The organism is Deinococcota bacterium, from assembly GCA_030858465.1.
GTDB lineage: Bacteria > Deinococcota > Deinococci > Deinococcales > Trueperaceae > JALZLY01.
The window spans coordinates 1-25,729 of the sequence record JALZLY010000365.1; the positions used below are offsets into that span (position 1 = coordinate 1).

General features: G+C 66.6%; 27 protein-coding genes and 1 pseudogene. 17 read left to right on the plus strand and 11 right to left on the minus strand.

The genetic code is table 11. From position 1 onward, the window contains the following. The first annotated feature begins 455 nt into the window (after positions 1–455). A pseudogene (locus M3498_17735) lies at positions 456–764 on the plus strand (SDR family NAD(P)-dependent oxidoreductase). Between the two features lie 144 nt (positions 765–908). Further along, positions 909–2,036: a methyltransferase domain-containing protein gene (locus M3498_17740; protein ID MDQ3461108.1), complete on the plus strand. Its 1,128-nt coding sequence runs from the start codon at positions 909–911 to the stop codon at positions 2,034–2,036. 287 nt (positions 2,037–2,323) lie between these two features. Here M3498_17740 and M3498_17745 read toward each other — a convergent pair whose 3' ends face one another. Then, positions 2,324–2,827, minus strand: coding sequence for a hypothetical protein (locus M3498_17745; GenBank protein ID MDQ3461109.1), 504 nt, complete (start codon positions 2,825–2,827; stop codon positions 2,324–2,326). Between the two features lie 328 nt (positions 2,828–3,155). On the opposite strand from M3498_17745, the gene M3498_17750 reads away from it, so the two are divergent. The 7 genes from M3498_17750 (at position 3,156) to M3498_17780 (ending at position 7,704) form a co-directional block, all read left to right on the plus strand. Beyond that, complete coding sequence (locus M3498_17750; GenBank protein ID MDQ3461110.1) at positions 3,156–3,704, plus strand: ClbS/DfsB family four-helix bundle protein; 549 nt, start codon at positions 3,156–3,158, stop codon at positions 3,702–3,704. A gap of 2 nt (positions 3,705–3,706) precedes the next feature. Next, positions 3,707–4,552 carry a class I SAM-dependent methyltransferase gene (locus M3498_17755; protein ID MDQ3461111.1) on the plus strand — a complete coding sequence of 282 codons (846 nt, stop codon included), beginning with the start codon at positions 3,707–3,709 and terminating at the stop codon, positions 4,550–4,552. Positions 4,553–4,792: 240 nt separating this feature from the next. Then, complete coding sequence (locus M3498_17760; GenBank protein MDQ3461112.1) at positions 4,793–5,212, plus strand: DUF2384 domain-containing protein; 420 nt, start codon at positions 4,793–4,795, stop codon at positions 5,210–5,212. Beyond that, entirely contained in the window at positions 5,213–5,707 is a 495-nt protein-coding gene (locus tag M3498_17765) for an RES family NAD+ phosphorylase (GenBank protein ID MDQ3461113.1), read from the plus strand. A 156-nt stretch (positions 5,708–5,863) separates the two neighbouring features. Further along, positions 5,864–6,859 (plus strand): A/G-specific adenine glycosylase, encoded by a 996-nt coding sequence (mutY, locus tag M3498_17770; GenBank protein MDQ3461114.1) that lies wholly within the window; start codon positions 5,864–5,866, stop codon positions 6,857–6,859. A gap of 136 nt (positions 6,860–6,995) precedes the next feature. Next, on the plus strand, positions 6,996–7,298 hold the full coding sequence (locus M3498_17775) for a ribosome-binding factor A (protein MDQ3461115.1): 303 nt from the start codon (positions 6,996–6,998) through the stop codon (positions 7,296–7,298). 46 nt (positions 7,299–7,344) lie between these two features. After that, positions 7,345–7,704, plus strand: coding sequence for an acyl-CoA thioesterase (locus M3498_17780; protein MDQ3461116.1), 360 nt, complete (start codon positions 7,345–7,347; stop codon positions 7,702–7,704). A 54-nt stretch (positions 7,705–7,758) separates the two neighbouring features. Here M3498_17780 and M3498_17785 read toward each other — a convergent pair whose 3' ends face one another. Genes M3498_17785 through M3498_17795 form a run of 3 tightly spaced genes read right to left on the minus strand, consistent with a single transcriptional unit; the run spans position 7,759 to position 9,833 of the window. After that, a complete protein-coding gene (locus tag M3498_17785; protein MDQ3461117.1) occupies positions 7,759–8,301 on the minus strand; it encodes a DUF3809 domain-containing protein in 543 nt (180 codons plus the stop codon). Between the two features lie 48 nt (positions 8,302–8,349). Beyond that, the gene (locus tag M3498_17790; protein MDQ3461118.1) at positions 8,350–8,628 is read right to left on the minus strand and encodes a DUF3248 domain-containing protein; all 279 of its coding nucleotides are present in this window, start codon (positions 8,626–8,628) and stop codon (positions 8,350–8,352) included. 38 nt (positions 8,629–8,666) lie between these two features. After that, complete coding sequence (locus M3498_17795) at positions 8,667–9,833, minus strand: class I SAM-dependent rRNA methyltransferase (GenBank protein MDQ3461119.1); 1,167 nt, start codon at positions 9,831–9,833, stop codon at positions 8,667–8,669. Between the two features lie 81 nt (positions 9,834–9,914). On the opposite strand from M3498_17795, the gene M3498_17800 reads away from it, so the two are divergent. Together M3498_17800 and M3498_17805 are read left to right on the plus strand one after the other, a co-directional pair. Beyond that, entirely contained in the window at positions 9,915–10,901 is a 987-nt protein-coding gene (locus M3498_17800; GenBank protein MDQ3461120.1) for a DUF368 domain-containing protein, read from the plus strand. A gap of 128 nt (positions 10,902–11,029) precedes the next feature. Continuing rightward, positions 11,030–12,301, plus strand: a complete 1,272-nt coding sequence (locus M3498_17805) for a trypsin-like peptidase domain-containing protein (protein ID MDQ3461121.1) — start codon at positions 11,030–11,032, stop codon at positions 12,299–12,301. 46 nt (positions 12,302–12,347) lie between these two features. Here M3498_17805 and M3498_17810 read toward each other — a convergent pair whose 3' ends face one another. Next, positions 12,348–12,914, minus strand: a complete 567-nt coding sequence (locus M3498_17810) for a GNAT family N-acetyltransferase (GenBank protein MDQ3461122.1) — start codon at positions 12,912–12,914, stop codon at positions 12,348–12,350. Between the two features lie 72 nt (positions 12,915–12,986). Here M3498_17810 and malZ point away from each other — a divergent pair, with 72 nt between their 5' ends. Continuing rightward, entirely contained in the window at positions 12,987–14,852 is a 1,866-nt protein-coding gene (gene malZ / locus M3498_17815; GenBank protein ID MDQ3461123.1) for a maltodextrin glucosidase, read from the plus strand. A gap of 57 nt (positions 14,853–14,909) precedes the next feature. Here malZ and M3498_17820 read toward each other — a convergent pair whose 3' ends face one another. From M3498_17820 to M3498_17830, 3 genes are all read right to left on the minus strand, one after another. After that, positions 14,910–15,296, minus strand: coding sequence for a HEPN domain-containing protein (locus M3498_17820; GenBank protein ID MDQ3461124.1), 387 nt, complete (start codon positions 15,294–15,296; stop codon positions 14,910–14,912). Next, on the minus strand, positions 15,293–15,643 hold the full coding sequence (locus M3498_17825; GenBank protein MDQ3461125.1) for a nucleotidyltransferase domain-containing protein: 351 nt from the start codon (positions 15,641–15,643) through the stop codon (positions 15,293–15,295). The genes M3498_17820 and M3498_17825 overlap by 4 nt, the downstream gene beginning before the upstream one ends. Positions 15,644–15,900: 257 nt before the next feature. Then, positions 15,901–17,142: an FAD-dependent oxidoreductase gene (locus M3498_17830; GenBank protein ID MDQ3461126.1), complete on the minus strand. Its 1,242-nt coding sequence runs from the start codon at positions 17,140–17,142 to the stop codon at positions 15,901–15,903. A 111-nt stretch (positions 17,143–17,253) separates the two neighbouring features. Here M3498_17830 and M3498_17835 point away from each other — a divergent pair, with 111 nt between their 5' ends. The 3 genes from M3498_17835 to lepB (M3498_17845) are packed head-to-tail and all read left to right on the plus strand — an operon-like array spanning position 17,254 to position 19,802. After that, positions 17,254–18,204, plus strand: coding sequence for a patatin-like phospholipase family protein (locus M3498_17835; protein ID MDQ3461127.1), 951 nt, complete (start codon positions 17,254–17,256; stop codon positions 18,202–18,204). Positions 18,205–18,209: 5 nt separating this feature from the next. Next, positions 18,210–19,121: a signal peptidase I gene (gene lepB, locus M3498_17840; GenBank protein MDQ3461128.1), complete on the plus strand. Its 912-nt coding sequence runs from the start codon at positions 18,210–18,212 to the stop codon at positions 19,119–19,121. Between the two features lie 21 nt (positions 19,122–19,142). Next, positions 19,143–19,802, plus strand: coding sequence for a signal peptidase I (gene lepB, locus M3498_17845; GenBank protein MDQ3461129.1), 660 nt, complete (start codon positions 19,143–19,145; stop codon positions 19,800–19,802). A 53-nt stretch (positions 19,803–19,855) separates the two neighbouring features. Here lepB (M3498_17845) and M3498_17850 read toward each other — a convergent pair whose 3' ends face one another. After that, positions 19,856–20,449, minus strand: coding sequence for an HDIG domain-containing protein (locus M3498_17850; GenBank protein ID MDQ3461130.1), 594 nt, complete (start codon positions 20,447–20,449; stop codon positions 19,856–19,858). Positions 20,450–20,527: 78 nt separating this feature from the next. Between M3498_17850 and pgl the strand changes: the two genes are divergently transcribed. Next, entirely contained in the window at positions 20,528–21,226 is a 699-nt protein-coding gene (gene pgl / locus M3498_17855; GenBank protein MDQ3461131.1) for a 6-phosphogluconolactonase, read from the plus strand. A 49-nt stretch (positions 21,227–21,275) separates the two neighbouring features. On the opposite strand, the gene glgP is transcribed toward pgl, so the two are convergent. Further along, on the minus strand, positions 21,276–23,822 hold the full coding sequence (glgP, locus tag M3498_17860) for an alpha-glucan family phosphorylase (GenBank protein MDQ3461132.1): 2,547 nt from the start codon (positions 23,820–23,822) through the stop codon (positions 21,276–21,278). A gap of 158 nt (positions 23,823–23,980) precedes the next feature. Between glgP and M3498_17865 the strand changes: the two genes are divergently transcribed. Next, entirely contained in the window at positions 23,981–24,946 is a 966-nt protein-coding gene (locus tag M3498_17865) for a hypothetical protein (GenBank protein MDQ3461133.1), read from the plus strand. Between the two features lie 60 nt (positions 24,947–25,006). On the opposite strand, the gene M3498_17870 is transcribed toward M3498_17865, so the two are convergent. Beyond that, positions 25,007–25,729: methylenetetrahydrofolate reductase (locus M3498_17870; protein MDQ3461134.1), on the minus strand; the 723-nt coding region annotated here is incomplete at its 5' end.

Genomic DNA, 25,729 nt, shown 5'->3' on the forward strand with positions numbered 1-25,729 from the left:
CGCTCGGGTAGTGGACTACCTCGAGCGCACGCCTAGGGGCTGGCACGCGAGCCGCCTCGCAGGTGAGGTCGAGATTGCTTGCCTCACCATGCAGCTTGGGGTCGAGGCGCTGTTTGAGGGTCTCGAAGGGGTGAACACGCGCGAGTCTTGAGGGGCAACACCTGATGCGCTGTGTCTACCGAGACTCACGAGCCACCCCTGTCCAACCGTCCGTTCATTCCCGAACATTGCGAGCGAAGCGAAGCAATCTCTTGTGAGGAGAGAGGCGCGAGATTGCCGCGTTGCTTCGCACGACCTCGTACCCGCTCCGCTCCTCGCAATGACCCGTCAAAAGAAGGCTGACAGACTCCTAGGCTTGGGGCGTAGTAGTTCATAACCTGCTCGTTTCCGCCTCTTTAGGCGGCAGAGCAGAGCGGACTCAGAAGCCGTCAGAATGAGAACAGTATAGTAGGGGGATGAAGACCGCCCTGATTACCGGCGCCTCGAGCGGCATCGGCGCGGCCACCGCTCGCCTGCTGGCTGGGCGCGGCTACGGAGTCGCCCTCCGGGCCCGGCGCGAGGAGAGCCTTGCGCTCGAGGCCGAGATCGAGACACGGCGCGGTCGCGCGGTCGTGGTCGCGGGCGACGTGATCGTGCCGGAGGATACGGCGCGGGCGGTGGCAGTGACCGTCGCTTGCTTTGGGCGGCTCGACGCGCTCGTCAACAACGCCGGCTTCGGGCTCTACAAGCCGCTCCTGGAGACCGCTCCCGACGAGGCCGCCCTGCGCGGCCTCGAGCGGCCGCGCCGCAACCTCCCTGTGCCCCGCCTTCGCGGCGGCCCGACCGTCTTTGTGGCCGCGCTCGCGCCCGACACCCCGCGCAAGCTGGTGGTGGCTACGGGCAGCAGCCCACGCCCATAGGCTCGAGGGGTGCAGCGTTCCAAGCGGAAGCCCTCGAAGCTTCCACCCGTCTCCGGCAAGCGGCTTGCGTCGTCTCCCCAAGCCGGGCGCGCCGGGCGGGCCCAACCCTTCGAAGCCCAACCCTTCGAGGCGCAGGTCCTGGACGGTCTCAAGCCCTTCGCCGAGCGCGAGCTGGCGCGGCTGCGCAACCTGAGTCTGGGCGCGAGCGCCGACCCTGAGGCCGTGCCCTTTCGCTACGCCGGTCCCTGGGCGCGGCTGGCCGAGTTGCGCACGGTCGTCGCCGTCTACCTCGTCGAACGCTTCGACGTGCCGAGGCCCAAGGCGCTGCTCGGCCACCAGCACCTGCGGCGCCTCTTGGGGCGCATCCTCGAGTTGCGAGCGGCGGCGCCGTTTGGCAGCTTTCGTCTGAGCGCAGCGGGGCGTGATACAGAGGTCTACTCGAGGCTCACCGCCGCGCTAGGGGAGGGCAGCGGCCTGGCGCATGACGCCGACGAGGGCGACCTGCTCTTGCGCGTTCGTCCTACCATGTCTTCTGGTGGTGGGTCCGGTAACGGCTGGGAGGTGCTCTTGCGCCTCACGCCGCGCCCGCTCTCGGCGCGACGTGAGCGCGTCTGCAACCTGGAGGGTGGGCTCAACGCCACGGTGGCCGCGGCCATGCTGGCCTGTGCTCCGGCCCGGCCGGGCGACCGCGTGCTCAACCTGATGTGCGGCTCGGGCACCCTGCTTATCGAGCGCCACGCCCAGACCCCGGCGGCGCGGCTCGTCGGCGTCGATCTGAACCCAAAAGCTCTCGACTGCGCCAGAGAAAACTTGGCGGCGGCCGGCGCGAGCGCCGAACTCCTCAAAGGCGACGCCACCGCGCTTCCTTTCGCCCCAGGGAGCTTCGACCTCGTCCTGACCGACCCGCCCTGGGGCGACCAGGTCGGCAGCCATGAGGCCAATACCGAACTCTATCCCGCGCTCCTTGCGGAGGCGGCCCGGGTGGCGGCGCCGGGGGCGACGTTCGTGCTGCTCAGCCACGAGATCAGGCTGTTGGAGCGGGTCTTGACCGGGCAAAGGGCCTGGCACCTCGAGGCCAGCCACCGCGTCTACCACGGCGGCCACTACCCGCGTCTCTACGTCCTCCGGCGTGGGTAGGGAGTTTGGCTCTCGGCGAACTAAACCTGCTCACGCTCGAGTTCGTCAGGTAACGATACCCTCTGGCGACAAGCTAAGGGCTCGAAAGGTGGGCTCGAGACTTCCAATCCAAGTTCCTGAGTTCTAGAAGTTTTTTTGAGCAGCAGGGCCTCGAGGCAAGATCTTCGACTCTCTTTCTCGTCCAGGACAGCGAGGACGGGCTCGAGGCGTTTTTCTTACGTGGCTGGAGCTCGAGGGGAGCATAGGCCATGAGGCGCCCATGCTATCACGCCCGCCCGAGGCGAGCGTCAGTTCAGCGGCGGCCCAAAGCGCGCCTCCAAACGCGCCAGGACCCGCGCCATGAAGCGGTTGCCCGTTTGGGACTCGAGCCCCCTTCGGGTGACGCTCGAGTAGACGATGGAGGCCCGGCCTCCCTGCTCGGGCCGGATCACTGCGGTGACGAAGACATCGGGCTGCACCGCGCCGAGGGGCAGCGTGGCGCGCAAGCCGAAGGTCGTCCCGACCTCGGGGCTGCCGAAGCGCCTGCTCGCGGTGAAGACGGCGTCCGGCGTGGCGCCGTGCACCGCGGTGACGAGGCCGCTCTCGCGCTCGGCCTCGGCGACGCGAAAGCGCAGCCGCCCCCCGGCAGGTCCCGGCAAGGCCGAGGTGGTGATGGCCTGCAAGGTGGCGTCGAAGAGCGTGTCGTAATCGGCCTCGAAGACGATAGGCTCCTCGGGGGGACGGGTGTGGGCGGCCGGGGCGCAGGCCCCAAGCAGGCCCAGCAGGGCGATCAAGATAAGCGTCAGCTTCATCGGCGTCTCCTTTACATGTTCAAGACATCGTTATGCACGGCGCTGGGTGAGATGCCTATAGCGTAGCAGAACGGGTGGCGACGAGGCCAAGCTGCAGGCGACGAGCGACGCGCTGATCGACCTCCTGCTCGAGGTGGAGTAGCGCGAAGGGCTCTTTCACCACCGCAGCAACCAGTCCGGTAGACGCCTTTTCGGCCACACCGCGGCGGTTCGAGGGCGCCACCAGCGGCTGGACCGGCAGCCACCTCGAGAACGGGCGCGGAAACGCGCCGACCCCACGCCTCCGCCTGGCCTCCATGAACATTGGAAATACGATTGGAGAACGATCATGAACGACAAACAGCAAATCCTGACAACGCTAAGAGGGGAATTCAATCGTTGGGAAGGACTGCTGGCCGGCATGAGCGAAGAGCAAATCACCTCCTCACCTTTGTCTAATGGCTGGTCGATCAAAGATTTGATGGCCCATTTGATGGCTTGGCAGCAGGTTTCTATCGCACGCTTGGAAGCTGCCCAACTCCATAAGGAACCAGTATTTCCCACATGGCTTGCGGGCTCGGATCCGGAATCGGAGGAAGATAAAGATCAGTTTAATGCTAGGATTTATGAGACCTATCGGAAACAGTCTCTGTCGCGTGTGCATCAGGATTGGAGAGATGGCTTTCTCAGGTTTTTGAGCTTAGGGGAGGAGATTCCTGAAAATGACCTTTTGGATGCGGAAAAATATCCGTGGTTGAAGGGATACACTCTCTTTGCAGTTTTACAAGGTTCTTATGAACATCATCATGAGGACCATCTTGTACCTTTGCTGGCCTGGCTTAGGCAGCACGGGACCATGCAAGTTATACCTTCTAAGGATATACATTCAAAGGAGTAGTCGTGGACTGGCACAGTGAAAAGATTGCTGATACCTCGGATGAGATTCGGTCTCGCCATCAAGGGAACCGAGCAGCCTGGAACGAGGGCGCTCAGAGTTACACAAAAGACAACGAGGAACGCGTAGAGCTGCTGAGGTCTGGCAAGAGCAATCTACATCCGGTCGAAAGGGCAAACCTCGAGAGGATCGGGCCGCTAAAGCAGTGGTGCGAAAGGGCGATACATTTGCAGTGCGCAAGCGGCTACGATACGCTTTCCCTCATCCTCGAAGGGGCGAAAGAGGTTATCGGTGTGGACATAAGCGACGTTCACATCGAAAACGCGAAATGGACAACCGCTCAGCTAAAGCTGCCTGCGCGTTGGTACTGCTGTGACGTCTTAGCAACACCCGCTGAACTAGACGGAACGGCTGACCTTGTTTACACGGGTCGTGGTGCGATCAACTGGCTTCACGACATCGACGCGTGGGCAAGTGTCGTTTTCAGGCTGCTCCGAGAAGGCGGCGTGTTAAGCCTGCTGGAAGACCATCCCGCCTCGTGGCTCTTTGCTAATGACACCACGAGACTCAAGGCGTCAGGAGTCAACTACTTCACCCACGCCGAGTGGAGTAAAGGGTGGCCCGACGAATACATAGGAGCACTCGACAAGGCTGTGGAGGAGCAAGCGACCAAACACGAAAGGCTTTGGAAAATCGCAGACGTTTTTCAAGCGCTTGTGAAAGCAGGCTTGGTCGTGGGCTATCTTGGTGAACACCCGGACGAATACTGGCCTGCGTTTCCTAAACTTGCCGAGGAAGAGCAAGCCAAAATACCCTTGACTTACAGCATGGTCGTCAGAAAGCCGAAGTGAAGGTGCGACAACTCGTCGCGAGGGACGCGTTCGCCATCATAGTGCAGGTGGTCTATATTTGTCGATCAGCATGGCCTCGAGTCGTCCGGTCACGCAGGCTATGGGAGGCTTTAAGCGACAGTTCCGCAGGGACTGCTACTGACCCAATGCGGCCAGCGAACCGAGTAACGCAGACGGTCCCAGCCAAGCCATCTCGCTCAGGCAACATAGCGTAGAATATGGACAACTTGTCTGGAGGTCATGATGGCAGCCGGTAACGAGAAAGCAAACCAACCGCGCACGCGCACCGTAGGCACCAAACGCTCGCGCAAGGAGGCTGCCTACACCCACATAGGGTTTAAGGCCGCCGAGAGAACCCGCAAACAGAGCGGGCTTGACCCGAAAGGCATGGCGATGTTTCTGGGTGTGAGCGAGAAAACCTACGGCCGCAGAGCTGAAGAAGGTGTGTTCAGCGAAGCTGAAAGCCTCAAACTCGAGATGCTGGGGCGCGTCATGCAGACGGCCCTCGAAGTCTTTCCCGACGAAGCCACGGCACGCCGCTGGTTGCATACGCGGGTCGTCGGTTTGGGCAACGCGACGCCACTAGCAACCCTCACCGGCATCCACGGTTACGAGCGGGTCCGCAACACCCTCTACGGGTTGGCCTACGGCATGTTCTAAGTGCGGGTCTGGCGCATTTATGACCACCGCGCCCGCTGGGCACAGCAGCCTGACGCCGACCCCTTGGACGGGCGGGGCGGCCTCCTCGCAGCGGCCCGCTGGAACACCATAGGTATCCGCATCATCTACACCGCGGCGTCGCCAAGCCTGGCCGTCTTAGAGACCCTCGTTCATCTCGACCCCACCTTGTTCGGCGAGCGCACTTTGCTCGAGCTGGAGGTGCCTGACGCTTCCCTCGAGCATGTCTTTGAGCAGGCACTGATGCAACTTCTGAGAGACGCCCCTGAGGACGAACCGGAACGAAGCACGCAGCGTTATGGATCAACCTGGGTGCAGGAGATGCGAAGCCTGGTGCTCGAGGTGCCCTCACTGGTGATGCCCATCGAGCGGAACTACCTGCTCAATCCGCTGCATCCCGACATGAAGGGCGTCAAAGTCTTACGCCGAGAGCTCGTGACGCTCGACCCCAGGCTCTACGCCGGGCGCAGGGAGTAGTAAGCAAAGACAAGGTGCCGAAGATGAGGCTCGAGCGCGTGCCCCGGCAGCGAGGCGCAGCTCAGGAGCGATGCGGCTGGAGGCTGTGAACGGGCCTCCCGGTGAGCCGCCACAAGCCCACCGGACCTTGACGAGCTGGTGAGCTAAGATGAGCTGGTGACGAACGAGCCAGGCTCTTTCTCCACGGGCGTGAGCGAGGCTCTGCTCGAGTGGTTTCAGCGCTGCGGCCGCGATCTGCCCTGGCGGCACGCGCGCACACCCTACCGGGTGTGGGTGGCCGAGATCATGCTGCAACAGACTCAAGCGGCCACCGCCATACCCTACTATGGGCGCTGGATGCGGCGCTTTCCCGACCTCGAGAGCCTGGCCGGCGCGCCCCTGGACGAGGTGCTCAAAGCCTGGGAGGGGCTCGGCTACTACCGCCGCGCCCGCCTTCTCTACAAGGCGGCGGGCGAGGTCGTGGCCGCGCGCGGCGGGCGGCTGCCGGAGGCCTTTGGCGGTTTGCTCGAGCTGCCCGGCGTCGGCACCTATACTGCCGCCGCCATCGCTTCGCTAGCCTTCGGTGAGAGGGTGCTGGCCGTAGACGGCAACGTCAGGCGCGTCGCCGCGAGGCTCTTTGCGCTGCCCAGGGTGGGCGAGCGAGAGGTCCGCGCTGCGCTTACACCCTTCTTGCCCGAGTCCCGTCCCGGCGACTTCAACGAGGCGCTCATGGACCTGGGCGCCACCGTCTGCCTGCCGCGCGGGCCTCTCTGCGGCTGCTGCCCCATAAGGGCGCACTGCGCCGCCTATCGAGCCGGGCGCGTCGCCGAGTTTCCCGAGGCCAAGCCCAGGCGCCTGCTGCCGCTGCTGCGGCGCTTCGCGCTCGTCTACCGCCGTGAGGGACAGGTCTGGCTCTACCGGCGAGCCGAGAGCGAGATGCTCGGCGGGCTGTGGGGCTTTCCGCTCAGCGAGGCCCCGGCCCCAGGTCAGCGACTGGAAGCCGTGAGGCACGCCTACACCCACTTTCGTATCGAGGCCCGGCCGCTCCTGGCAAGCGGTCAACCGGAGGGGGAGGGGCGCTTCGTCAGCCTGGGCGACCTCGCCGGACTCGCCCTCTCCAAGCTCGACCACAAGATCGTGGCGGCGATAGGGCGGTCCAAAGACGCGGCCTAGCCCGGTTGCTATGCTTGGGAGGCTGGTATCTTAGCGCAACAGGACCACGGGCGGCCGTGGTCCATAACCGCTTAAACGCTAGCTGAAGTTGCACAAAAAGCGTGCAACTTCAGCTTGGAGATTTCAGGAGGCCATCATGAGCCAGAAATCCGCATCCTTCGAACGGGCGCTCTCGCGCCGCCTCTCCGAACTCATCCCCACGCTTGCCGACCCGCGCATCCCGGTGGTGGTCACGGTCGAGCGGGTGCGCTTAGCCCCCGACGGCAGCAGCGCCCGCGTCCTGGTGAGCGCGCTCGGTGACGAGGAGGCGCTAGCAAGGCTCGAGCAGGCCCTAAACGGCGCCCGCGGCCACCTGCAACGCGAGATCGCCCGCGACCTAAAGAGCAAGAAGACGCCGGTCCTGACCTTTTACGCCGACCCCATGAAGGTGACGCCGTGAAGGTGACGCCATAAAGCTGCGGGTGCGCTTCGCCGAGACTGACCAGATGGGCATCGCCCACCACAGCGCCTATGTGATCTGGATCGAGGCGGCCAGAGTGGAGTGGCTGCGCGAACGTGGCCAGCGCTACCGCGACCTCGAGGACGCGGGCGTGTCGCTGGCGGTGAGCGGCCTCGAGCTGCGCTACCGGGCCAGCGCCCGCTTCGACGACGAGCTCGACATCCATACCCGCCTGACCGAGGCGCGGAGCCGCCGTCTGCGCTTCGCATACCGCATCGTGCGCTTAGAGGACGGGGCGCTGCTGGCCCTGGCCGCCACCGAGCACGTGCCCAGCGGCGGTGCCCGCGCCATGCGCCTGCCCGAGCCGTGGCTGGCGGTGATGAAGGCCAGCCTCGAGGCGGGCTGACCGGAGGCCGCCGGGCCGAAGCGTCCCTGAAGGTCGTTCCCAGCCAAGGTCGCGCTACTGGCTGCTCAGCGTGGCCCTGGTCGCCCTCTCGAGCTCGAGCGCCGCCTTCCCGACCGCTTCGGGAAAGTCCTGGGTGATGTCGGCGACGACCTTTTGCGCCGTCACCTCGACCATCTTTAGGAGCGCCCGGCCGCCCCAGCCTTCGGGCTCCGGCAGGGTGACGTGGACGGTTATGTCGAGCGCATACGCTAGCCGGCTGCCGCTTGGCAGCGGGCTCACCTCGGCCTCGCCCGAGACCTCGGCCCAGCCCTTTTTACCCCCGTCGGCGGGTGGCAGGGCGTGCAGCCTGGCGCCGCGCGGCGTGCTCTCGAGCGCGCTCTCGAACTCGAGCTGATAGGGTCCGATGAGCGGGACGACGACGGGGACGTTGGCGCGAACGCGGGCGCGGCTGCCCCGGTCGCCGGCCGGAACGACGCGCAGCCCTTGCATAAAGCGCACCCTACGCAAGCTCACCTGGACGTTCTGGACGAAGGCCAGCGCCTCCCGCGGCGCCAGCGGCAGGTCCAGGGTGGTCTTGAGCTGGTGGTGGACTTTCATGTGATAGCTTTCACAATTCGCTCGATCAGAATCCCCGAATACGGTCGTTCACAAGGGGCCTACCCATTCTACCCGAAGGTCTCCTCCCTTGATGGCCGCTTCCACCTCGTGATCGCTGGCGTTCTTGAGCTTGGGCAGGTCGGCGAAGAGGCGGGCGCTGGTGGCGAAGCCGACCCTAACCGTCACCGGGGTGTCGTCGGCGAGCCGGCCCAGGCGCCAGACGAGCTGCGAGGCGAGCCCTTCGGCCTGCTTGGGGTCGAGGGAGCGCGCGCTGACCACGCTCTCGACGAGCTGGCCCAGGTCAAAGTCCAGCAGGTCGTCGCTCACACGGTTCTCCTCAACACGGTTCTCCTCACAGGGCCCTCCTAAGCGTCGGTAACCTCGAGGACCGCCAGCTTGAGGTAGCGGCTCTCGGGCACGCCCAGGATCTCGGGGTGGCAGCTCGCCTGGCCCCGCCGCGCCAGGACGCGCAGGCGCCTGCTGGCGTCCGCGGCCGCGTCGGCGAGCATGGTGTAAAAGGCCTCATCCCCCACATGATAACTGCAACTGGCGCTGAGCAGCCGTCCGCCGGGATGCAGCGCCTTCAGCGCCCGCAGGTTGATCTCCTTGTAGGCGGCGAGCGCCTTGGGGACGTGCGAGCGGCTCTTGGCAAAGGCGGGCGGGTCCAGGACGATAACGTCGAAGCGCTCGCCGGCATCCGCGAGCTCGCGCAGAACCTCGAAGGCATTGCCCTGACGCGCCGTCACGTTGCCCAGGCCGCCCCGTGCCGCGCCCGCCAGGGTGGCCCCCAGGGCCGCCTCGCTCGAGTCCACGGCCAGGACGCTGTCGGCGCGCCTGGCGAGTTGCAGCGCGAAACCGCCCTGGTAAGAGAAGACGTCGAGCGCCCGGCCCCGGGCGAGCGTCCCCGCCAGGACGTGGTTCTCGCGCTGATCCAAGAACGCGCCGGTCTTCTGGCCGGTGTAGGGCGAGGCGAGCAGGGTGACCGCGCCCTCGCGGTAGAAGATCCTCTCGGGCACCTCGCCGTGGTAGCGGTCGATGCGCCGCTCGAGGCCCTCTAAGGCCCGCACCGGCGAGTCGTTGCGGCCCAGGATGCCCTGGGGCCGGTAGGCCTCCCGCAGCCTCTCCAGCACCACCGGCAAGAAGGGCTCTAAAGCCGCCGCGTGCAGCTGCACGACGAGATTCTCGCCGTAGCGGTCCACCGTCAGGCCGGGCAGGCCGTCCGCCTCGCCGTGAACCACGCGGTAGGCCTCGAAGCCATGGACGACGCGGGCGCGGTGGGCGACGGCCGCGCCCACTCTGTCGCTGAAAAAGGCCTCATCGACGGGTGCCTCGCGGGTCGTGAGCAAACGAAAGGCGATCTTCGAGGCGGGGTTGTAAAGCCCCTGGCCGATGAGCTCGCCCCCCTTGCTCACGGCCGTCACCAGCGCCGGCCGCTCCGGGCTGCCCGTCAGCTTCTTGACGTCGCTGAAAAAGACCCAGAGGTGGCCCTGTCGCAGGCGCGCCATGCCTCTGCTGGTGATCGCTATGCGCACCCTCCCAGCCTAGCACGCGCTGCCAAACGGCCAGGACGGACGCGCGGTGGTAGGTTCGCTGTGGTAGATTGGCCCGCGACCATGACCGATCACGAGCAGACCGCCGCAGATCCCCTTGTCCGCCCGCACCGCCGCCCCCGGGACTACCTGGGCCTGGTCCTGCGGGGCTTTCTGATGGGCTCGGCCGACCTGGTGCCAGGCGTCTCGGGCGGCACCATCGCGCTCTTGTTGGGCATCTACCGCGAGCTCATCGAGAGCATCCGCAGCGTCGCCCGCCCACCCTTCTGGCGCTCGCTCGCCCGCTTGCGCCCGAGAGAAGCCCTCGAGGTCGTCAACGCGCCCTTTCTGCTGGCGGTGCTGTCGGGCATCGTCTTGGCGCTGCTGCTCCTTGGCCGCGGGCTCGAGCACCTCATCGACCACTACCCCGAGCTCCTCTGGAGCTTCTTTTTTGGCCTGGTCGTCGCCACCATCTTCAGCCTGAGACGGCGGGTACGAGACTGGCGCCCGGGCGTCCTGGTCGCGCTCGCCCTGGGCGCGGCGGCGTCCTACAGCCTGGTGGGCCTGTTGCCCGCCCAGACGCCCGAGACGGCCTGGTTCATCTTTCTGGCCGGGGCCATCACCATCTGCGCGATGATCCTGCCCGGCGTCTCGGGCGCCTTTATTCTGGTCTTTTTGGGCAAGTACCAGTACATGGTGAGCGCCGTGAACAACCGCGACCTGGCGACGATCGCCTTGTTCGCCGCCGGGGCGGCGGTGGGCATCGTCTCCTTCGCGCAGGTCCTGGGCTGGCTCTTCAGGCGCTTTCGCGACCTCACCCTGGCGGCGCTGGTCGGCGTGATGCTGGGCTCCTTGCGCAAGCTCTGGCCCTGGAAGAGCGGGCCGCTGCCCGTCGTCGACGAGTTCGGCGTGACGCTTCCCGCCATCGAGCGCAACGTCCTGCCGCCCCTCTTTAGCGGCGGTGAGGTCAACCTGACCATCATCTTGGCCCTGGCACTGGCCTTCCTTGGCGCCTTGGCGGTCCTGGGGCTCGAGCGCTTGGCCGGACCGGGCGACCCCGACACGATCTAGCCGCCTCTCCAGGCGGAGCCGGACGAACTGTCGGCGCGCCGACGGAAGCCGCCCGCTCAAACTCCTAATCTGTCCGGTGAGAGAGGCTCACCAGGGCCTCCTAGGCTGGAGGTTGTATGAAGACTTGTATGAAGACAAAATCCCTGCTATTGCCAACCCTTTGCATTCTCGCCCTGTCCCTTGGCTGGCTCGGCTGGCAAGGGACGACCCCTACCCAGGCCCAAACGCAGACCCTCGCGCCGGTCGCACCCATCGAGGAAGGACGGGCGCTTTTGGAGGACGAACGCAACACCGTCGAGGTGATCGAGCGCTACGGTCCCAGCGTGGTGGCCATCAACATCTACATGCTCGGCCAGCGCATGGGGCCGGTGGAGGGCATTCCCCCGGAGTTCCGCCGCTTTTTCGACCTTCCCCAGGCCCCTCAGAGCCCCGAGGGCATGCCCCAGCAGCAGCGCATGGGCAGCGGCAGCGGCTTCGTGATCGACGAAGACGGTCGCATCGTCACCAACTTCCACGTGGTGAGAGGCGCCCTGCAATCCAGCAGGATCGACCTGCAAGAGGGCGCCGCAATCACCGTGATCTTCCCCGACCGCCCCGAGGAGGAGCTGCAGGTACGCGTCCTGGGCGCCAACCCCAACTACGACCTGGCGCTCCTGGAGCTCACCGACCCCGCAGAACTGCCCGACATCACGCCTATTCCCCTCGCCGATTCCGATGAGGTCCGCGCCGGACAAAAGACCATCGCCATCGGCAACCCCTTCGGCCTCAGCTCGACCGTGACGAGCGGCATCGTCTCGACCATCGCTCGAGAGGACATTCCCGGCGCCGAGTTCGCCATTCCCATGATCCAGACCGACGCGGCCATCAACCGCGGCAACTCCGGCGGCCCGCTCTTAAACTCGCGCGGCGAGCTGATCGGCATCAACACGGCCATTTTGGCGGGCGCGGGCGGCGGCTTCGTGGGCGTCGGCTTCGCCATTCCCAGCAACTTCTTAGCGGCAGACCTGGCAGTCCTGCAAGAGGGCGGCCCGCTCGGCCTGGCCGCGACCCGCCCGCGCATGGGCATCAGCATCGACGACGTCGGCAACTATCCCGAAGCCGTCCGCGCCCACCTTAGACTGCCCGACCGCGGCGTGATAGTGCACGCCGTGCAGCCGGGCAGTCCCGCCGAAGCGGCCGGCTTGAGAGGTACTCAGTTCGCGATCAGCGTGGGCAACCAGACTTTCCCGGCGGGCGGCGACATCATCACCGCCATCGACGGCCAGCCCGTGGATAACGCCAGCGAGCTCCAGGCCATCGTCTTTGGCCGCGAGGCCGGTGACACGGTCGCACTGACGATCCTCCGCGACGGCGAGGAGCAGACGGTCGAGGTGACGCTCGAGGTTCTCGGCCCTCAGTAGCGCAACCTCCTAGATACAAAGAGCGCCCCAGGCGCTCTTTTTTATCTTAAGACAGCTCCTGAAGCTCGCTCAGCGCGTAAATCCTGGTCGATCGCAAGGAGCCGTCCGGCGCCCTGGAATCGTTTTTGAGCACACCCTCGAGCCTAAAGCCGCAGCGCTCGGCCACTCGGTAGGAACGCGCGTTGCGGTCGTCGCAGCGGATTTCCACTCGAGCCGCGCCGAGCTCCTCGAACGCCAGCCGGGTCAGCGCCCGCGCCGTCTCCGTCACATAGCCCTTGCCGCATTGCGAGCTCCGACACCAGTAACCGATCTCGAACTTGGGCACACCCCAGTCGATCCGGTGCAGGCCGCTGCAGACGAGCAGCGCGCCCGTTTCACGGTCGTGGGCGTGGTAGCGCAGATCGCTGCGGGTGATGAAGCTGGCGATCGCCCCACGGCTGTTCTCCTCGCAAGCTTCCCAAGAGTAGTCCGACGTCGCCCAGGGCATCCAGGGCCGCAGCTCGTCCAGCGATTCGCGCACCGCCGCATATATCTCGGCAACGTCCTCCACCCTGGGGCAGCGGACGGTGAGGCGCGCGGTCTCGAGGGCGTCGGGAACGTGGGGCAGTGTCATAAGCCACAGTATAGAGACTTGGCGAGGCAAGCATTCTCAGGCAGCGCCGCAAGCTGGTATCATCCTCTCCTGATGAACATTTTTGCCTTTCACGCGCCCATTCCTGACCTCCTCGAGGGGACGGCGAGCGGCTACAAGCTGAGGGTGCGGCTACCGAGAGGGCTCGAGCTAGGAGGCGCCTGGCTCCGCACCGAGCCCGACAACGAGGAGATCCTCACTCCCATGACGCGCGTGAGTGAGAATGAGCGCTGGCAGCTCTGGGAGGGGGTCCCTAAGCTCAATACCGCCGAAGCCACCACCCTCTACTGCTTCAAGTTCCTCACCCAGGGCCGGCAGTTCTGGCTCGACGGGGTCGGGCTCCATCCCTACTTCCCCGAACGCAGCCACCACTTTCGCCTCGTCCCCAGCTACGAGCCGGCGACCTGGGTAAAGGCTCAGGTCTTCTACCAGATCTTTCCCGAGCGCTTTTATGACGGTGACCCAAGCAACAACGTCAGGAACGGCGAGTATCTTTACGAGGGCAAGCCGGTCGTCGCCAGGAGCTGGGGCGAGTTGCCGCAAGGGGGCCAGGGGGCGCGGGAGTTTTTCGGCGGGGACTTAGAGGGCATACGTCAAAAGCTCGACTATTTGCAGGACCTCGGCGTCACCGCGCTCTACTTGAACCCCGTCTTCACCTCGCCGAGCTCGCACAAGTACGACACCGTGGACTTTTGCAGCGTGGACCCGCACTTCGGCGGCAACGAGGCCCTGGCCAGGCTCTGCGAGGCGCTTAGAGAGCGCGGCATGCGCCTCGTCTTGGACGCGGTCATCAACCACACCTCCGAACGCCACCTCTGGTTCGATCGCTACGGCGAGTTTGGGACTCAGGGCGCCTACCGCGCCAAGGACGCCCCGACGCGGCGCTACTACACCTTTGCGGACGAGGACGACCCCGAGTCCTATCACGGCTGGTACGGGGTCAAGACGCTGCCCGTCCTCGACTACAGCAATCCGGCTCTGCGGCGGGCCATCTACGAAGCCGACGACGCCGTGCTCAGGCGCTGGCTGCGGCCGCCCTACGCCATCGACGGCTGGCGCTTCGACGTGATCCACATGCTCGGCGAGGGTGCGGGGGCGCGCAACAACGCCGAGTACGTGCGGCACTTCCGCAGGACCCTGCGCGAGGAGAATCCTCAGGCCTACGTGATGGGCGAGCACTTCTTCGAGGCCACCTCTTGGCTGCAGGGCGACCAGGAGGACGGCGCCATGAACTACTACGGCTTCACCCTGCCCATGCGCGCCTTTCTGACCGGCCTCGACTTTCGCCGCCACCCCATCAGCGTGGACGCAGAAGACCTCGGCTACCTCCTGGACCGGGCCAGGGCCAAGCTTCCCTTTGAGATTCAGCTCAGCCAGTACAACCTCCTGGACTCGCACGACAGCCCGCGCTTTCTCACCCTGCTGGGCGGCGACGCGGCGCTGATAAGGCTCGCCGTGGTCGCGCTCTTTAGCTACGTCGGCGTGCCGAGCATCTACTACGGCGACGAGATCGGCGTAGAGGGCGGCGAAGACCCCGACTGCCGCCGGCCCTTTCCCTGGGACGAGGCGAGGTGGAACCACGAGCTGAGAAGCCTCTACAAGCGCCTCGCGCGGCTGCGCCTGGAGCGCAAGGTCTTGCAGGAGGGCGCTTACCTGCAACTCCACGCCGAGGCCGACGTGTTCGCCTTTGCCAGGGTGCTCAGTGATGACGTCGTCGTCACCGTGCTCAACCGAGGCGAGGAGACGGCGCTCGAGCTGCCCGTCTGGAAAGTCGGCTGGGGCGACGAGCACCTGGTGTCGCTCCTTGACGAACGCTCGGTTCGGGCGCGAAAAGGGACGCTGAGACTCGAGCTGGCGGCCAAGTCCGTCTATCTCCTCGGCTCGGACGCTAGAGCTCGGCGATCCAGTCCTCGAGCCTGAGCCCGGGAACGCGCTGAAGTGACGGTGAGCATAAGCGAAGATGTGATGCAGCCTGAGTTAGGGTAAGGGCCGTGAGCGCAACCAGCGCTTTGCCTCGCCCAGAAATGCTTCGGCATCCGCCTGCATCTCTTCGATGTCGGCTTCCGTCAGCCCGGATGGCGCGGCGTAGTCGCCCAGCTGACGCCGGCTAAAGGCGGTAATCAGCGCCCGGTGATGGCGCGCATCCAAAACACCCGTTTTGGCGAAGTGCTGACCGTAAGCGGAAACGAGCGCCTGATGGCTCGAGAAGGTCATGCCCTTGACGGCCAGGAGCGTCTCGGCAACGTAGAACATGGCGTAGTAAAGGCGCGACGCAGCGGAGTCGAGGTCGCCGTCTTCTCTGAGAAGTGCTGCCGAACGGAGATATCGCTCGGCCTTCCGCAAACGGACAGGCTCCTCGCTCACACCGGGATGCCTTCTTCGCGCACGTTGCGCCAGAACGGATCTTGCGCCTGCCGGTACTGCGTTGCCGACGCGGGGACGAGCGTCACCAGCCTGCTGTAACGAAGGTTCAACTCGGCAAGAACGTCTCCCAACCGACCGATCTCGGCGCCCGGCTCGACAGAGCGTCTCAACACCACGATGACATCGACGTCCGAGCCGTCATGAGCGTCGCCACGCGCCTCCGAGCCAAAGAGCACGAGATCTTCGAGGTCGGCCCCGTACACCTCGCTCAGCGTAAGGCGCAAGGCACGGAGCAACTCTCGCAGCCGAGGAGACAGGGCATCACGTTTTGCTCGAACACCAGCCATCCCCACGATTGTAGCAAAGCAGGATGAACATCCGAGCCTGTCTCGAGAAGGGCCGCGCATTCTCCATTCCGGCGTTACCTGACCCAATCCTCGAGCCTGAGCCCAGGAACGCGCCCCATGCGCCGCCCGTTGTGGCTCACGACGTAGCAACCTGACCTTCACGCTCGGCGGCAAGCCTCACTTCGGCGGTACGGCTTCACTCTTGGGTATCTGTTTATAGTGGCACCGGTCACGCCTAGGCAAGGTCAGTGCCAAGGTCACTGCCAAGGACGTTCCGGCTGATTCGCCACCTTCCCCGCCAGATCGAGGGCCGCCGCCAGTCCGAGCGTGAGGCCCTCCCTACCCCCCGCGAGCGCGTAGAGGCCCGGCCTCACCTCGAAGAACTCCGGCAGGCCGGAGGGCGTATGAACGTCCCAGGCGCCGCGCACCCCGCTCGCGGTCTTGCCGAGGTTCAGCGTCTCCCAGGCGAGAAAGGGCATGCTCTCCAGGCGTTCCATCAGCTCCTCGAGGAGCTCGCGCCTGAGCCCGACCCGCACCCCGACGAGCTGCCCCCCTCTGGGCTGGTAGCCTTCGGGGTCGGGCGGCAGAGGCGGCGGCACCACCAGGACGCCCTCGCCTTGGGTCCGCAGGCTGAAGCCCAGGTGCTCGACGACCGGCAAGGCCACGCGGCCTTCAGTGAGCGTAAGCTGTGGGCTGGCCTCGAGCCGGGGGTACTGGTTGTAGCTCTTGCGCAGCGGCAGCGTCACCCCTACCCCTTCCTCGATGAGGGCGGCCGTCCCCACCCCGGCGGCGATGACGACCGCGTCCGCCGTGACCCTCTCGGTCTTCACCACCTCGCGCCGCATGGCCCGGTTGAACTCGAGCCGCTCGACTTGTATCTCGCCGGCCGATACGAGGCCGGCCCGCCCGTTGATGAGCAGGTCGGCCCCAAGCCCCACCGCGCCGTGACCAAAGGAGAGGGCGGCGGCCTCGGCGCTGCCGTAGCCGCCCTGGGGGTCAAAGAGAACGTGCGAGGCTTCCGCGAGGTTGAGCAGCGCTGCCAGGTTGCCGCGCTCCGCGACGGGGCGCCCGGACAGCCAGGCTCCTACCGTCAGGCTCTCGAGGCCGACGACCTCTTCGACCTCCCTGCCCAACCTGGCCCAGCCCACGGGGCGAAAGGCCCTGTCATGGGTGCGCTCGATCCCCGTCTCGGCCACGAGGTCCGCGAGCACCCCTATCGCCCAGGCCGCCCGGCGCCGCAACCCTTCGTCTCCAAAGGCGCGGTGGGCGAGGCCGGGCGAGACATAGCTCGCGCCCCCTTCGCTGGGAATGCCGTCACCCTCGACCACCAGCAGCGTCTCCTGGGGCAGCGCGCGACGCAGGTAGAAGGCACAGGCTAAGCCCAGCAGGCCCCCGCCCACGACGACCTTGTGGTAATGGTGGCGGGGCAGCCTCAAGCCGGCGCGGTTGACGACCCTGCCAGGCGCTACCTTGCCAGGCGCTGCTGAGGTCGGTGTCATAGCCTCGGTATCACAGCCAAAGCTTACCCTCGAGCCGGCGCTGCGTGTTCCTGAAGCGCCCCGTTATGGCAGCCAGATGTTTCTCAGCCGCAGGTGTTAGGCTGGCGCAAGATGGAAGTCGCGGGGCGCAAAAAGCGGGTGGGGCTGGTGCTCTCCGGGGGCGGGGCGCGCGGCTTCGCCCACATCGGCGTGATCAGCATGCTGGAGCACGCGGCGGTCGATCCCGAGGTGATCGCGGGCACCTCGATCGGCGCCATCTTCGGCGCCTTTTTAGCCAACGGCTGCTCCGCCAGGGAGATCTACGAGCTGGCCTACCGCACCACCTGGCGCGACGTCTTCGACCTGTCCTTGAACGCCGGGCTCATCAAGGGGGAAAAGCTGCACGCCTTTTTGGCCGAGCACCTGCCGGCCGATTTCGCCGATCTAAAAAAGCCCCTGGCCGTGACCACCACCGACATGGAGACCGGCGAGGAGGTGGTCATCGTAGACGGCGACCTGATCACCGCCCTGAGGGCCTCGAGCTGCTATCCGGGCGCCTTTGAGCCCGTGTCGTACCTGGGCCGCTCGCTCGCCGACGGCGGCATCGTCAACAACCTGCCGGTCGCGGCGGGCGCCTTTTTGAACGCGACCTACACCGTCGCCTCGGACGTGACCCCGGCGCGGCGCGCTCAAGTTCTGGGCGGCGACACCCACCGCTGGTGGGAGCGCTTCATGGCGACGGTGAGGCTCGAGCGCCGCAGCCCCATGGTGCAGATGCTCCTGCGCTCGGGCGACATCATGCAGAGCATCCTGACCGACATCCAGTACAACCTGCACCCTGCCGACCTGCGCGTCCAGGTGGCCATGCCTCACGTCCGCATCGAGTCGTTTTGGGCCTTTGACCAGATCGTCCGCTTGGGCGAGGAGGTAGCCTACCGCACGCTCGAGGAGGCGGGGCTCCTGGAGGCGCCCTTCGAGACGCTGACCCTGCGCAAAGACGAAGCCGAAGCGGAGAAGAAGCCGCCCAAGGGCCTCGGTAACGCCGTCAGACAACGCTGGAAGTTGGGCGATAGAGTAGACTGAGAGCTATGGCAAGTTCCAAGCGGGTCCCGGCCCCAGCGACCCCCACCCCCAACACCCCTCCAAGCACCTCGCAGCGCGTCTGGCGCGAGGTGCGCGGTTACGCCGAAGCGCTGCTCATCGCGCTCTTCGTGACCACCTTTCTCTTCACCACGGTAGGGGTCATCGGCGGCTCGATGACGCCCAACCTGCGCGGGGGCAGCGGACCCTTTCTGCAAGCCTTTTTCAGCGGCGACAGAGTCTTTATCCCCAAGTACGACACCTGGCTGCGCCGCGCCGGGGTGCTCGGGCCCTACCAGCGCGGCGACGTGGTCGTCTTTCGCGAGCCCGAAAACTCGCCCGCCATGCAGGGCAGGCGCAACTTCTACGTCAAGCGCATGATCGGCTTGCCCGGCGACCGCGTCAAAGTCGAGGAGGGGCAGGTCTACATCAACGGCCACGCCGTCGACCAGGGCTTTATCACCGACACCGGGGTGGTGCGGCCCGACCCGGTCAACTTCCCCGAGGTGGTGGTGCGTGACGGCCGCGTCACCCACATCGGCGGCCCGACGCTCTACAACTTGGGCCTCGAGGTCGGCCTGGTCAGTGACCCCAGGGTGAGGTTCTTCTACGGCAGCACCTACCAGGCGCTGGCGCCGCTGCCGGACGAGGTGGTCGCGGCGAGCTACGAAGCGCCCGTAAGATTCGTCCACGAGTTCATCGTGCCCGAAGGGCAGTACTTCATCATGGGCGACAACCGCTCGATCGCGCTGGGCGGCAGCATCGACTCGCGCTATTTCGGCCCCATCCCCAGCCTCTCAGTGGCCGGCAAGGCGACCGCGATCATCTGGCCGCCGCAGAGGGAAGGCGAGTGGAACTGGCGCCGCCTGCCGCCGCCCCCGGCCTTCGACGCCGTTCCCGAACCCGAACCTGGTAGCTAAACCCATGACCACTAAACCCTCATGACCACCGGTAACCCCGCACCGCCTCCCTCCGAGCAGCCGTCCTGGCTCGCCAAGTTCTTGAGCTATCTCATCGCCTTTGCCCTGGGCATCTTCGTGGTGACCTTTCTCTTCACCACGGTGGGCATCTCGGGCGACTCGATGCAGCCGAGCCTGCATGACGGCGAGCGGGTCTTCGTCCCCAAGTACGAGTACTGGCTGAGGCAGGTGGGGCTGGGCCACTACGAGCGCGGCGAGATCATCTTCTTCAGGCCACCCCTGAGCGTCGCCGAGCCGCGCCTGCGGCTGCCGATCCTGGGCCTGGACCTGCCGAGCTTCTACATCAAGCGGGTGGTCGGCCTGCCCGGCGAGCGCGTGGCGATCAGGCGCGGCGTCATCTATATCGACGGCCGCCCGCTGGCCGAGGACTACCTGCGCGGCCTGGGCTACAGCAGCAACGAGTCGATGCCCGAGCTGCGCGTGCCCGCGGACGCCTACTTCGTCGTCGGCGACAACCGCCACCCCTATGGCAGCCTGGACTCGAGGCGCTTTGGCCCCATCGCCGAGGACGCCATCGCCGGCCGGGTCAACTTCGTCCTGTGGCCGCCGCTGCGCCGCGGCGAGGGCGGCGTCTGGCAGCTCAACCTGCGCTCGCTGGCCGCGTCCGGTGCCTCCCGCTAAGGCCAGCCGGAAGCAAGAGCAGGCTTCTCGGCTGAGGGCTGAGAGCTGAGAGCTTATCGCGCCAGGCGCCCGTCCAGACCCAGCCTCTCGGCGTCGTCTTGCATCGCCTTTAGCACGAAGCTCACGTGCTCCCAAAGCTCGACGCCGATCTCGTCGGCGCCGCGCCGTACGTCCTCGCGGCTCACACCGCGCGCAAAGGCCTTGTCCTTGAACTTCTTTTTGAGGCTCTTGACCTCGAGCCCAGCGACGCTCTTGTCGGGCCGCACCAAGACCGCCGCGGTGATGAGGCCGGTCACCTCGTCGCAGGCGTAGAGCACCTTGGCGAGACGCGTCTCGCGGGGGACGCCGGAGTAGTCGGCGTGGCCGAGGATGGCCTCGAGCACCTCCTCGGGATAGCCTAGCTCGCGCAAGTGGCGCACCCCCACGAAGGGGTGGCCCGCCTCGCTCGGCTCGGGGTGCCTTTCGTAGTCGAAGTCGTGGAGGATGGCGGCGGCGCGCCACAACGCCTCGTCCTCGCCGTACGCTCTGGCGTAGGCGGCCACCGCCGCCTCCACCGCGAGCATGTGCTTGCGCAGGGACTCGGACGCGGTCCAGCTAGCCATGAGCTCGAGCGCCTCGTCTCGTGAGAGGTTGTCTGAAAACGTCATGCTCGAGTCTACCCGGTTTTTGGTAGAGCTTATGGAACGAGACTGGTGCCGCGCCTAAACTGGAGTCTATACTGGGGTATGCAAGCTCCCGAGCTCATCACCGTCCGCGATGTCGCGCAAGAGGCCGCCAAACTCTTCAGCGCGCTCGCCGAGGAGGCGGTCAAGGCGCGCGGGCGCTTTAGCGTGGTGCTCTCGGGTGGCAGCACGCCGCTGGCGATGTACGACCTCCTCAAGACGCGCGCGCTGCCCTGGCGCGACACCTGGCTCTACTGGGGCGACGAGCGCTTCGTACCCTATAGCGACCCAAGGAGCAACTACGGCGCGGCCAAGGCGCGGCTTTTGGACGCCGCCCCGGTGCCCGAACACCAGGTCCATCCCTGGCCCTTCGTACCCGGCAGACCCGAGGTGGCCGCGGGCGCCTACGCCGAGGTCTTGCGCGAGAAGGCGGGCGAGGAGCCCGACTTCGACCTCGTCCTCCTAGGCCTCGGCGAGGACGCGCATACCGCCTCCCTCTTTCCCGGCGACGACGCGCTCGGCGCGGAGGGCCTGACCGTGGTCGCCCGGCCGGAATCTCAAGCCGCCACCAGGCTGAGCCTGACCGCGCGGGCGCTGAGCCGGGGCCGGGTGGTGGCCTTTCTCGTCGCCGGGGAGGGAAAGCGGGAGGCGCTTGCCGCCACGCTCTACGGCGAACGCGACCCGCTCAAGTACCCGGCCCAGGCGATTTCGGCGAGGGAACGCCTCCTCTGGATCACCGACCAGGCCGTTGCCAAACCGTAACTGCCGAACCATAGCGGGACGAGGCGCGCGTCACCCCTGCTGACCGCTGTTACGCCCAGCGGATCATGCCCATGTCGAAGGGGCTCACCAGGTCCGGATGAACGGGGTAGACGCGCACGCCGTAGGCGAGGCGGCCGGTCAGCTTGGGCGTGAAACGCACCCGGTAGACGCAGCCGCCGTCGGGGTAGGTCTCGACCGCCTCCATCGGCACCGTCACCAGGTTGTGCTTGAGGCCGTCGGCCTCGGGCGAGTAGACGAGCTCGACGCGCAGGTCGGCGAAGTCGATGGCCCTGGGGTTCAAGACCGCCTCGACTTCCAGGCTGTCGCCCATCGTCTTGACGCTGTCCTGGGGCGAGCGCACGCTGAAGTAGATGCCGTGCCAGTTGTTTCTGAGCTGCCGGCGCCAGCTCGCCAGCTCGCGCGCCCGGCAAAAGGAGTCGGCGCTCATGCGCAGGGCGCGCTCAGACGCGGGCACGTAGTAGCGGTTGACGTAGTCTTGCACCATGCGCCGCGCGCTGAACTTTGGGCTGCAGCTTGCGATCGCGTCCTTGGCGCGCTCCAGCCAGGCCTGAGGCACGCCGTCTTCGCCCCGCTGGTAGTAGAGCGGCACCACCTCGCGCTCGAGGAGGTCGTAGAGCGCGTCGGCATCGGCGGCGTCGGCCTGTTCGGAACTGGCCAGCGAGATATTCGAGCCTATCGCCCAGCCGTTCTCGCCGTTGTAGCCCTCGGGCCACCAGCCGTCCAAGATGGAGAGGTTCAAGATGCCGTTCATGGCCGCCTTCTGACCGCTCGTGCCCGAGGCCTCGTTGGGGCGGCGGGGGTTGTTGAGCCAAACGTCGACGCCGCGGGTCAGCGCCCGTCCCACGGCCATATCGTAGTCCTCCAAGAAGATGACCTTGCCGACGAAGCGCGGGTTCTGCGAGAGGTTGTGGATCTCGGCGATGAGCTCCTGGCCGGGCTTGTCGGCGGGGTGGGCCTTGCCGGCGAAGACGAGCTGGACGGGACGCTCGGGGTTGGAGAGGATGCGCTCCAGGCGCGCCAGGTCCCGGAAGATCAGGGTGGCGCGCTTGTAGGTCGCAAAACGCCGGGCGAAACCGATGGTGAGCACCCTCGGGTTAAACAGCCCTTCGGTGACGTGCATGGCGGTGGGGCTGGCGCCGTGGCGGGCCTGCTGCTTGAGGACACGCGCGCGCAAGAAGCCCACGCTCTCCTCCTTGAGGCGCTGGCGCACCGCCCAGACGTCGCGGTTGCGGGTCTCCTTGACCGCCTGCCACATGGTCTCGTCCTCGAGCCTGCCCCGCCAGCCGTCGGGAAAGCTCTTGGAGACGAGCTGCCAGATCTCGGGGGCGACCCAGGTCTTGGAGTGGACGCCGTTGGTGACGTGACCGATCGGCACCTCGTCGGTGGGCACCTCAGGCCAGAGGTCGTTCCAGATGCGCCGGGACGTCTGGCCGTGGAGTTCGGCCACGCCGTTGCGTCCCGAGGTGAAGCGCAGGGCCAGGGCGGGCATGCTGTAGACGGCGCCCCAGCCGTGATCGTGCCGGGCTAAGTCGAAGAACTCCGCCTGCGACAGGCCCAGAGACCCCCAGAAGCCGCTGAAGAACTGGCCGATCAGATCGAAGGCAAAGCCGTCGTTGCCGGCCGACACCGGGGTGTGGACGGTAAAGGTGGTGCCCGCCGCGACCACCTCGCGGGCCTCGTCGAAGCTTAGCCCTGCCTCGACGAACTCGCGAGAGCGCTCCAAGGCCATAAAGGCGCTGTGGCCCTCGTTCATGTGCCACATGGTGGGACTGACGCCGAGCGCGCGCAGCATCCTCACCCCGCCGATGCCGAGGATGATCTCCTGGGCGACGCGGGTGCGGGTGTCGCCGCCGTAGAGGCGCGCCAAGATGGCGCGATCGGCGGCGTCGTTTTCGGGGACGTCGGTGTCGAGCAGGTAGACCTTGACCCGGCCGACCTTCATCTCCCAGGCGCGGACAAAGACGCTCCTGCCGACGAGGCTCACGCTCACGCGGAGTTCCTTGCCCTCCTCGTCCGTGGCAAGCTTGAGCGGCAGGTCGAGCGGGCTCAGGCGGCTGTAGACCGCCTCCTGCTGGCCGTCGGCGGCGACGCGCTGGTGAAAGTAGCCCTCGGGGTACCAGAGGCCGATGCCCACGAGCGGCACGCCCAAGTCCGAGGCGGCCTTGGTGTGATCGCCGGCCAAGACGCCGAGGCCGCCCGAGTAGAGGGCGATGGACTCGTGCCAGCCGTACTCGGCGCAGAAGTAGGCGTGGGTCTGCCCCGCCGCCTCAGGGTGGGCATGGGCGAACCAGGTGTCCTTGCCGCTCAGGTAGGCGCGGAAGTCGGCGCTGACCTCGTCGTAGAGCCTCAGGTAGTCCTCGTCGGCGGCCACGGCCTCGAGCCTGTCCTGCGAGGCGTCGCGCAGGACCCTGACCGGGTTGCGGTTGACGCGCTCCCAGAGTTCGGGGTCGATGCGCGCAAAGAGCGCCTGGGCCTCGGGGCGCCAGGTCCAGTAGAGGTTGTAGGCAAGCTCGCTCAGGCGTCCTACCCGCTCGGGCACATGAGGCAAAACCGTGATCCGTCCCAGAATGTTCATCCGTACTCCTAAGGGCACAGCCGCTCCTGCGACCGCGGGTTCTTGCAGCTCAGTCTATACCAGGCCGGATTTTGAACCCGGTCCAAGGTCACGCCCATGAGAATAGCACCCCGCTCCTCACTCGCCTGGAAGAGGACGACAAAGATTAGACTGGAGCCATGCTCTTTGCCTCGCCTCTCTCCCGCACCCTCATCGGACTCGCGCTTCTTCTCGCCCTCGTCCCCCTGGCCGGCGCGCAGACGCTCCGCTTCGGCCTCGAGGCGGCGCCGCCGGGTCTCAGGCCCCTGCTCACAGCCTCGGATCTCGACGCCGGCTGGGCCAGGGTAACGCTGCGCCTCGGGGTGACGCCGGGACGCGCCTTTGAGGTGGGCGCCGCCGCGCGCCGCACCCTGACCCTGGGCCCGCTCGGCAACGTCATCCTGGACACGGGCGCCGACCTGAGCACGGCGGGCGAGTTCGACCTTTCCCTTCAGGGCCGGGGCACCGTCGCCACCGTCGCGGCGCGGCTGCGGCTCGAGGCCTTCAACGTAGGCCCCGCCCGTTTCGAGCGGGCGCGGGCCTTCGCCGAAGACAGCCGGCCAGCCTACCCCCTGGCCGGGGACCACCCTCTCGGCCTGCGCTTAGCAGCAGGCTTCTCCTACCGCTTGGACCGGCTGCTGGTTCTGGCCGTGGACCCCGAGCTCGCTTGGTTGAGCGGCCGGGGCTTCGGCGGCGGCTTCGGCGCCGCCCTGCAGTTCAGGCGGCTCGTAGGCCAGGACGACGGCCACGCGCTCGTCCTGGCCGGCCTCGAGCCCGGCACGGGCGCGGGCTTCGCGGCGGCGGGCTTCGAGTACCGCCTCAACCGCGCGGGCTGGCCGACACTGCGGGCCACGGCCCTCATAGGCGGCGGCAGCCTGGGGCTAAAGCCGGGACTGCGCCTCGAGCTGAGCGGCGCGGCAGAGACGCTAAGCTACAGCCTGAGCCTGGCCGCCGAACCCTACCGCGTCCCCGGCCCGCGCTTCTTGGGCAGCCTGGGCTTGAGCCACCCCCTCGGCGCGGGGACGCTTGACCTGCGACTCCTGGCCGCGCCGGGCTCGGCGCTCGGCTCCTTCGGGGCCAACCTGGGCTACAGCCTGGAGTTCTAAAAGCAGGGGCCGGAGAACAGAGGCCGGAATGACCGTTTTGACGTCTTCCGGCGCCTGTCCCTAAAGAACCCCCTCCAGATAGTCGAGCACGCCGGTGCGAATCGGCATGAAGTAGAGGTGGGCGTTTCGCTCTTCGGCGAAGCGAAGCGCCCGCGCGGCCAAGGCCCGGTTCCAGGCCAGGCTGGGCTCGAAGTCGGCGGGAAAGACGGCGCCGTTTCTCGTCTTCCAATAGGACAGAGAGCGCTGGGTCGTCACCGAGGTGAAGCCCCAGAAGACCGGCGCGTCCGGCAGCAGCTCGGCCCAGACCACCATCAGCCTGAGGTCGAAAAAGGGCTGGGTGAAGAGGCCGTCGGCGCCCACCTCGAGCTTTCGCAGGGCGTAGTCGCGCTCGGCCCTGAACGACTGCCGGTAGGGGTCCAAGGCGGCGTAGACGGTCATCCCCGGCAGCTCGCGCTTGACCTTCTTGATGACATCGGTAGAACTGCTCGGATAGACCACCCGCGACATGTCGGCGGGCGCGTCGCCCGTCACCACCAGCACCTCCGAGATGCCTCCCTGCCGCAACAGTTCCGCCATCGGCAGCGGGCGATCTAGGTCGATATCGATGGCCCGCAGGTGCGGGATGGCGGAGGCGTAGTAGCGGCGAGCGACCTCACAGCCCTGCCAGGAACGCAGAGGAAAGCGCAAGACGTCGGGGATGTTGATGGTGTCCACCCGGGGCAGCCGGGCGCGAATGAGCTCGAGCTCGGAGCAAAGCGAGGTCTCGCCCCTAGGCACGAGTTC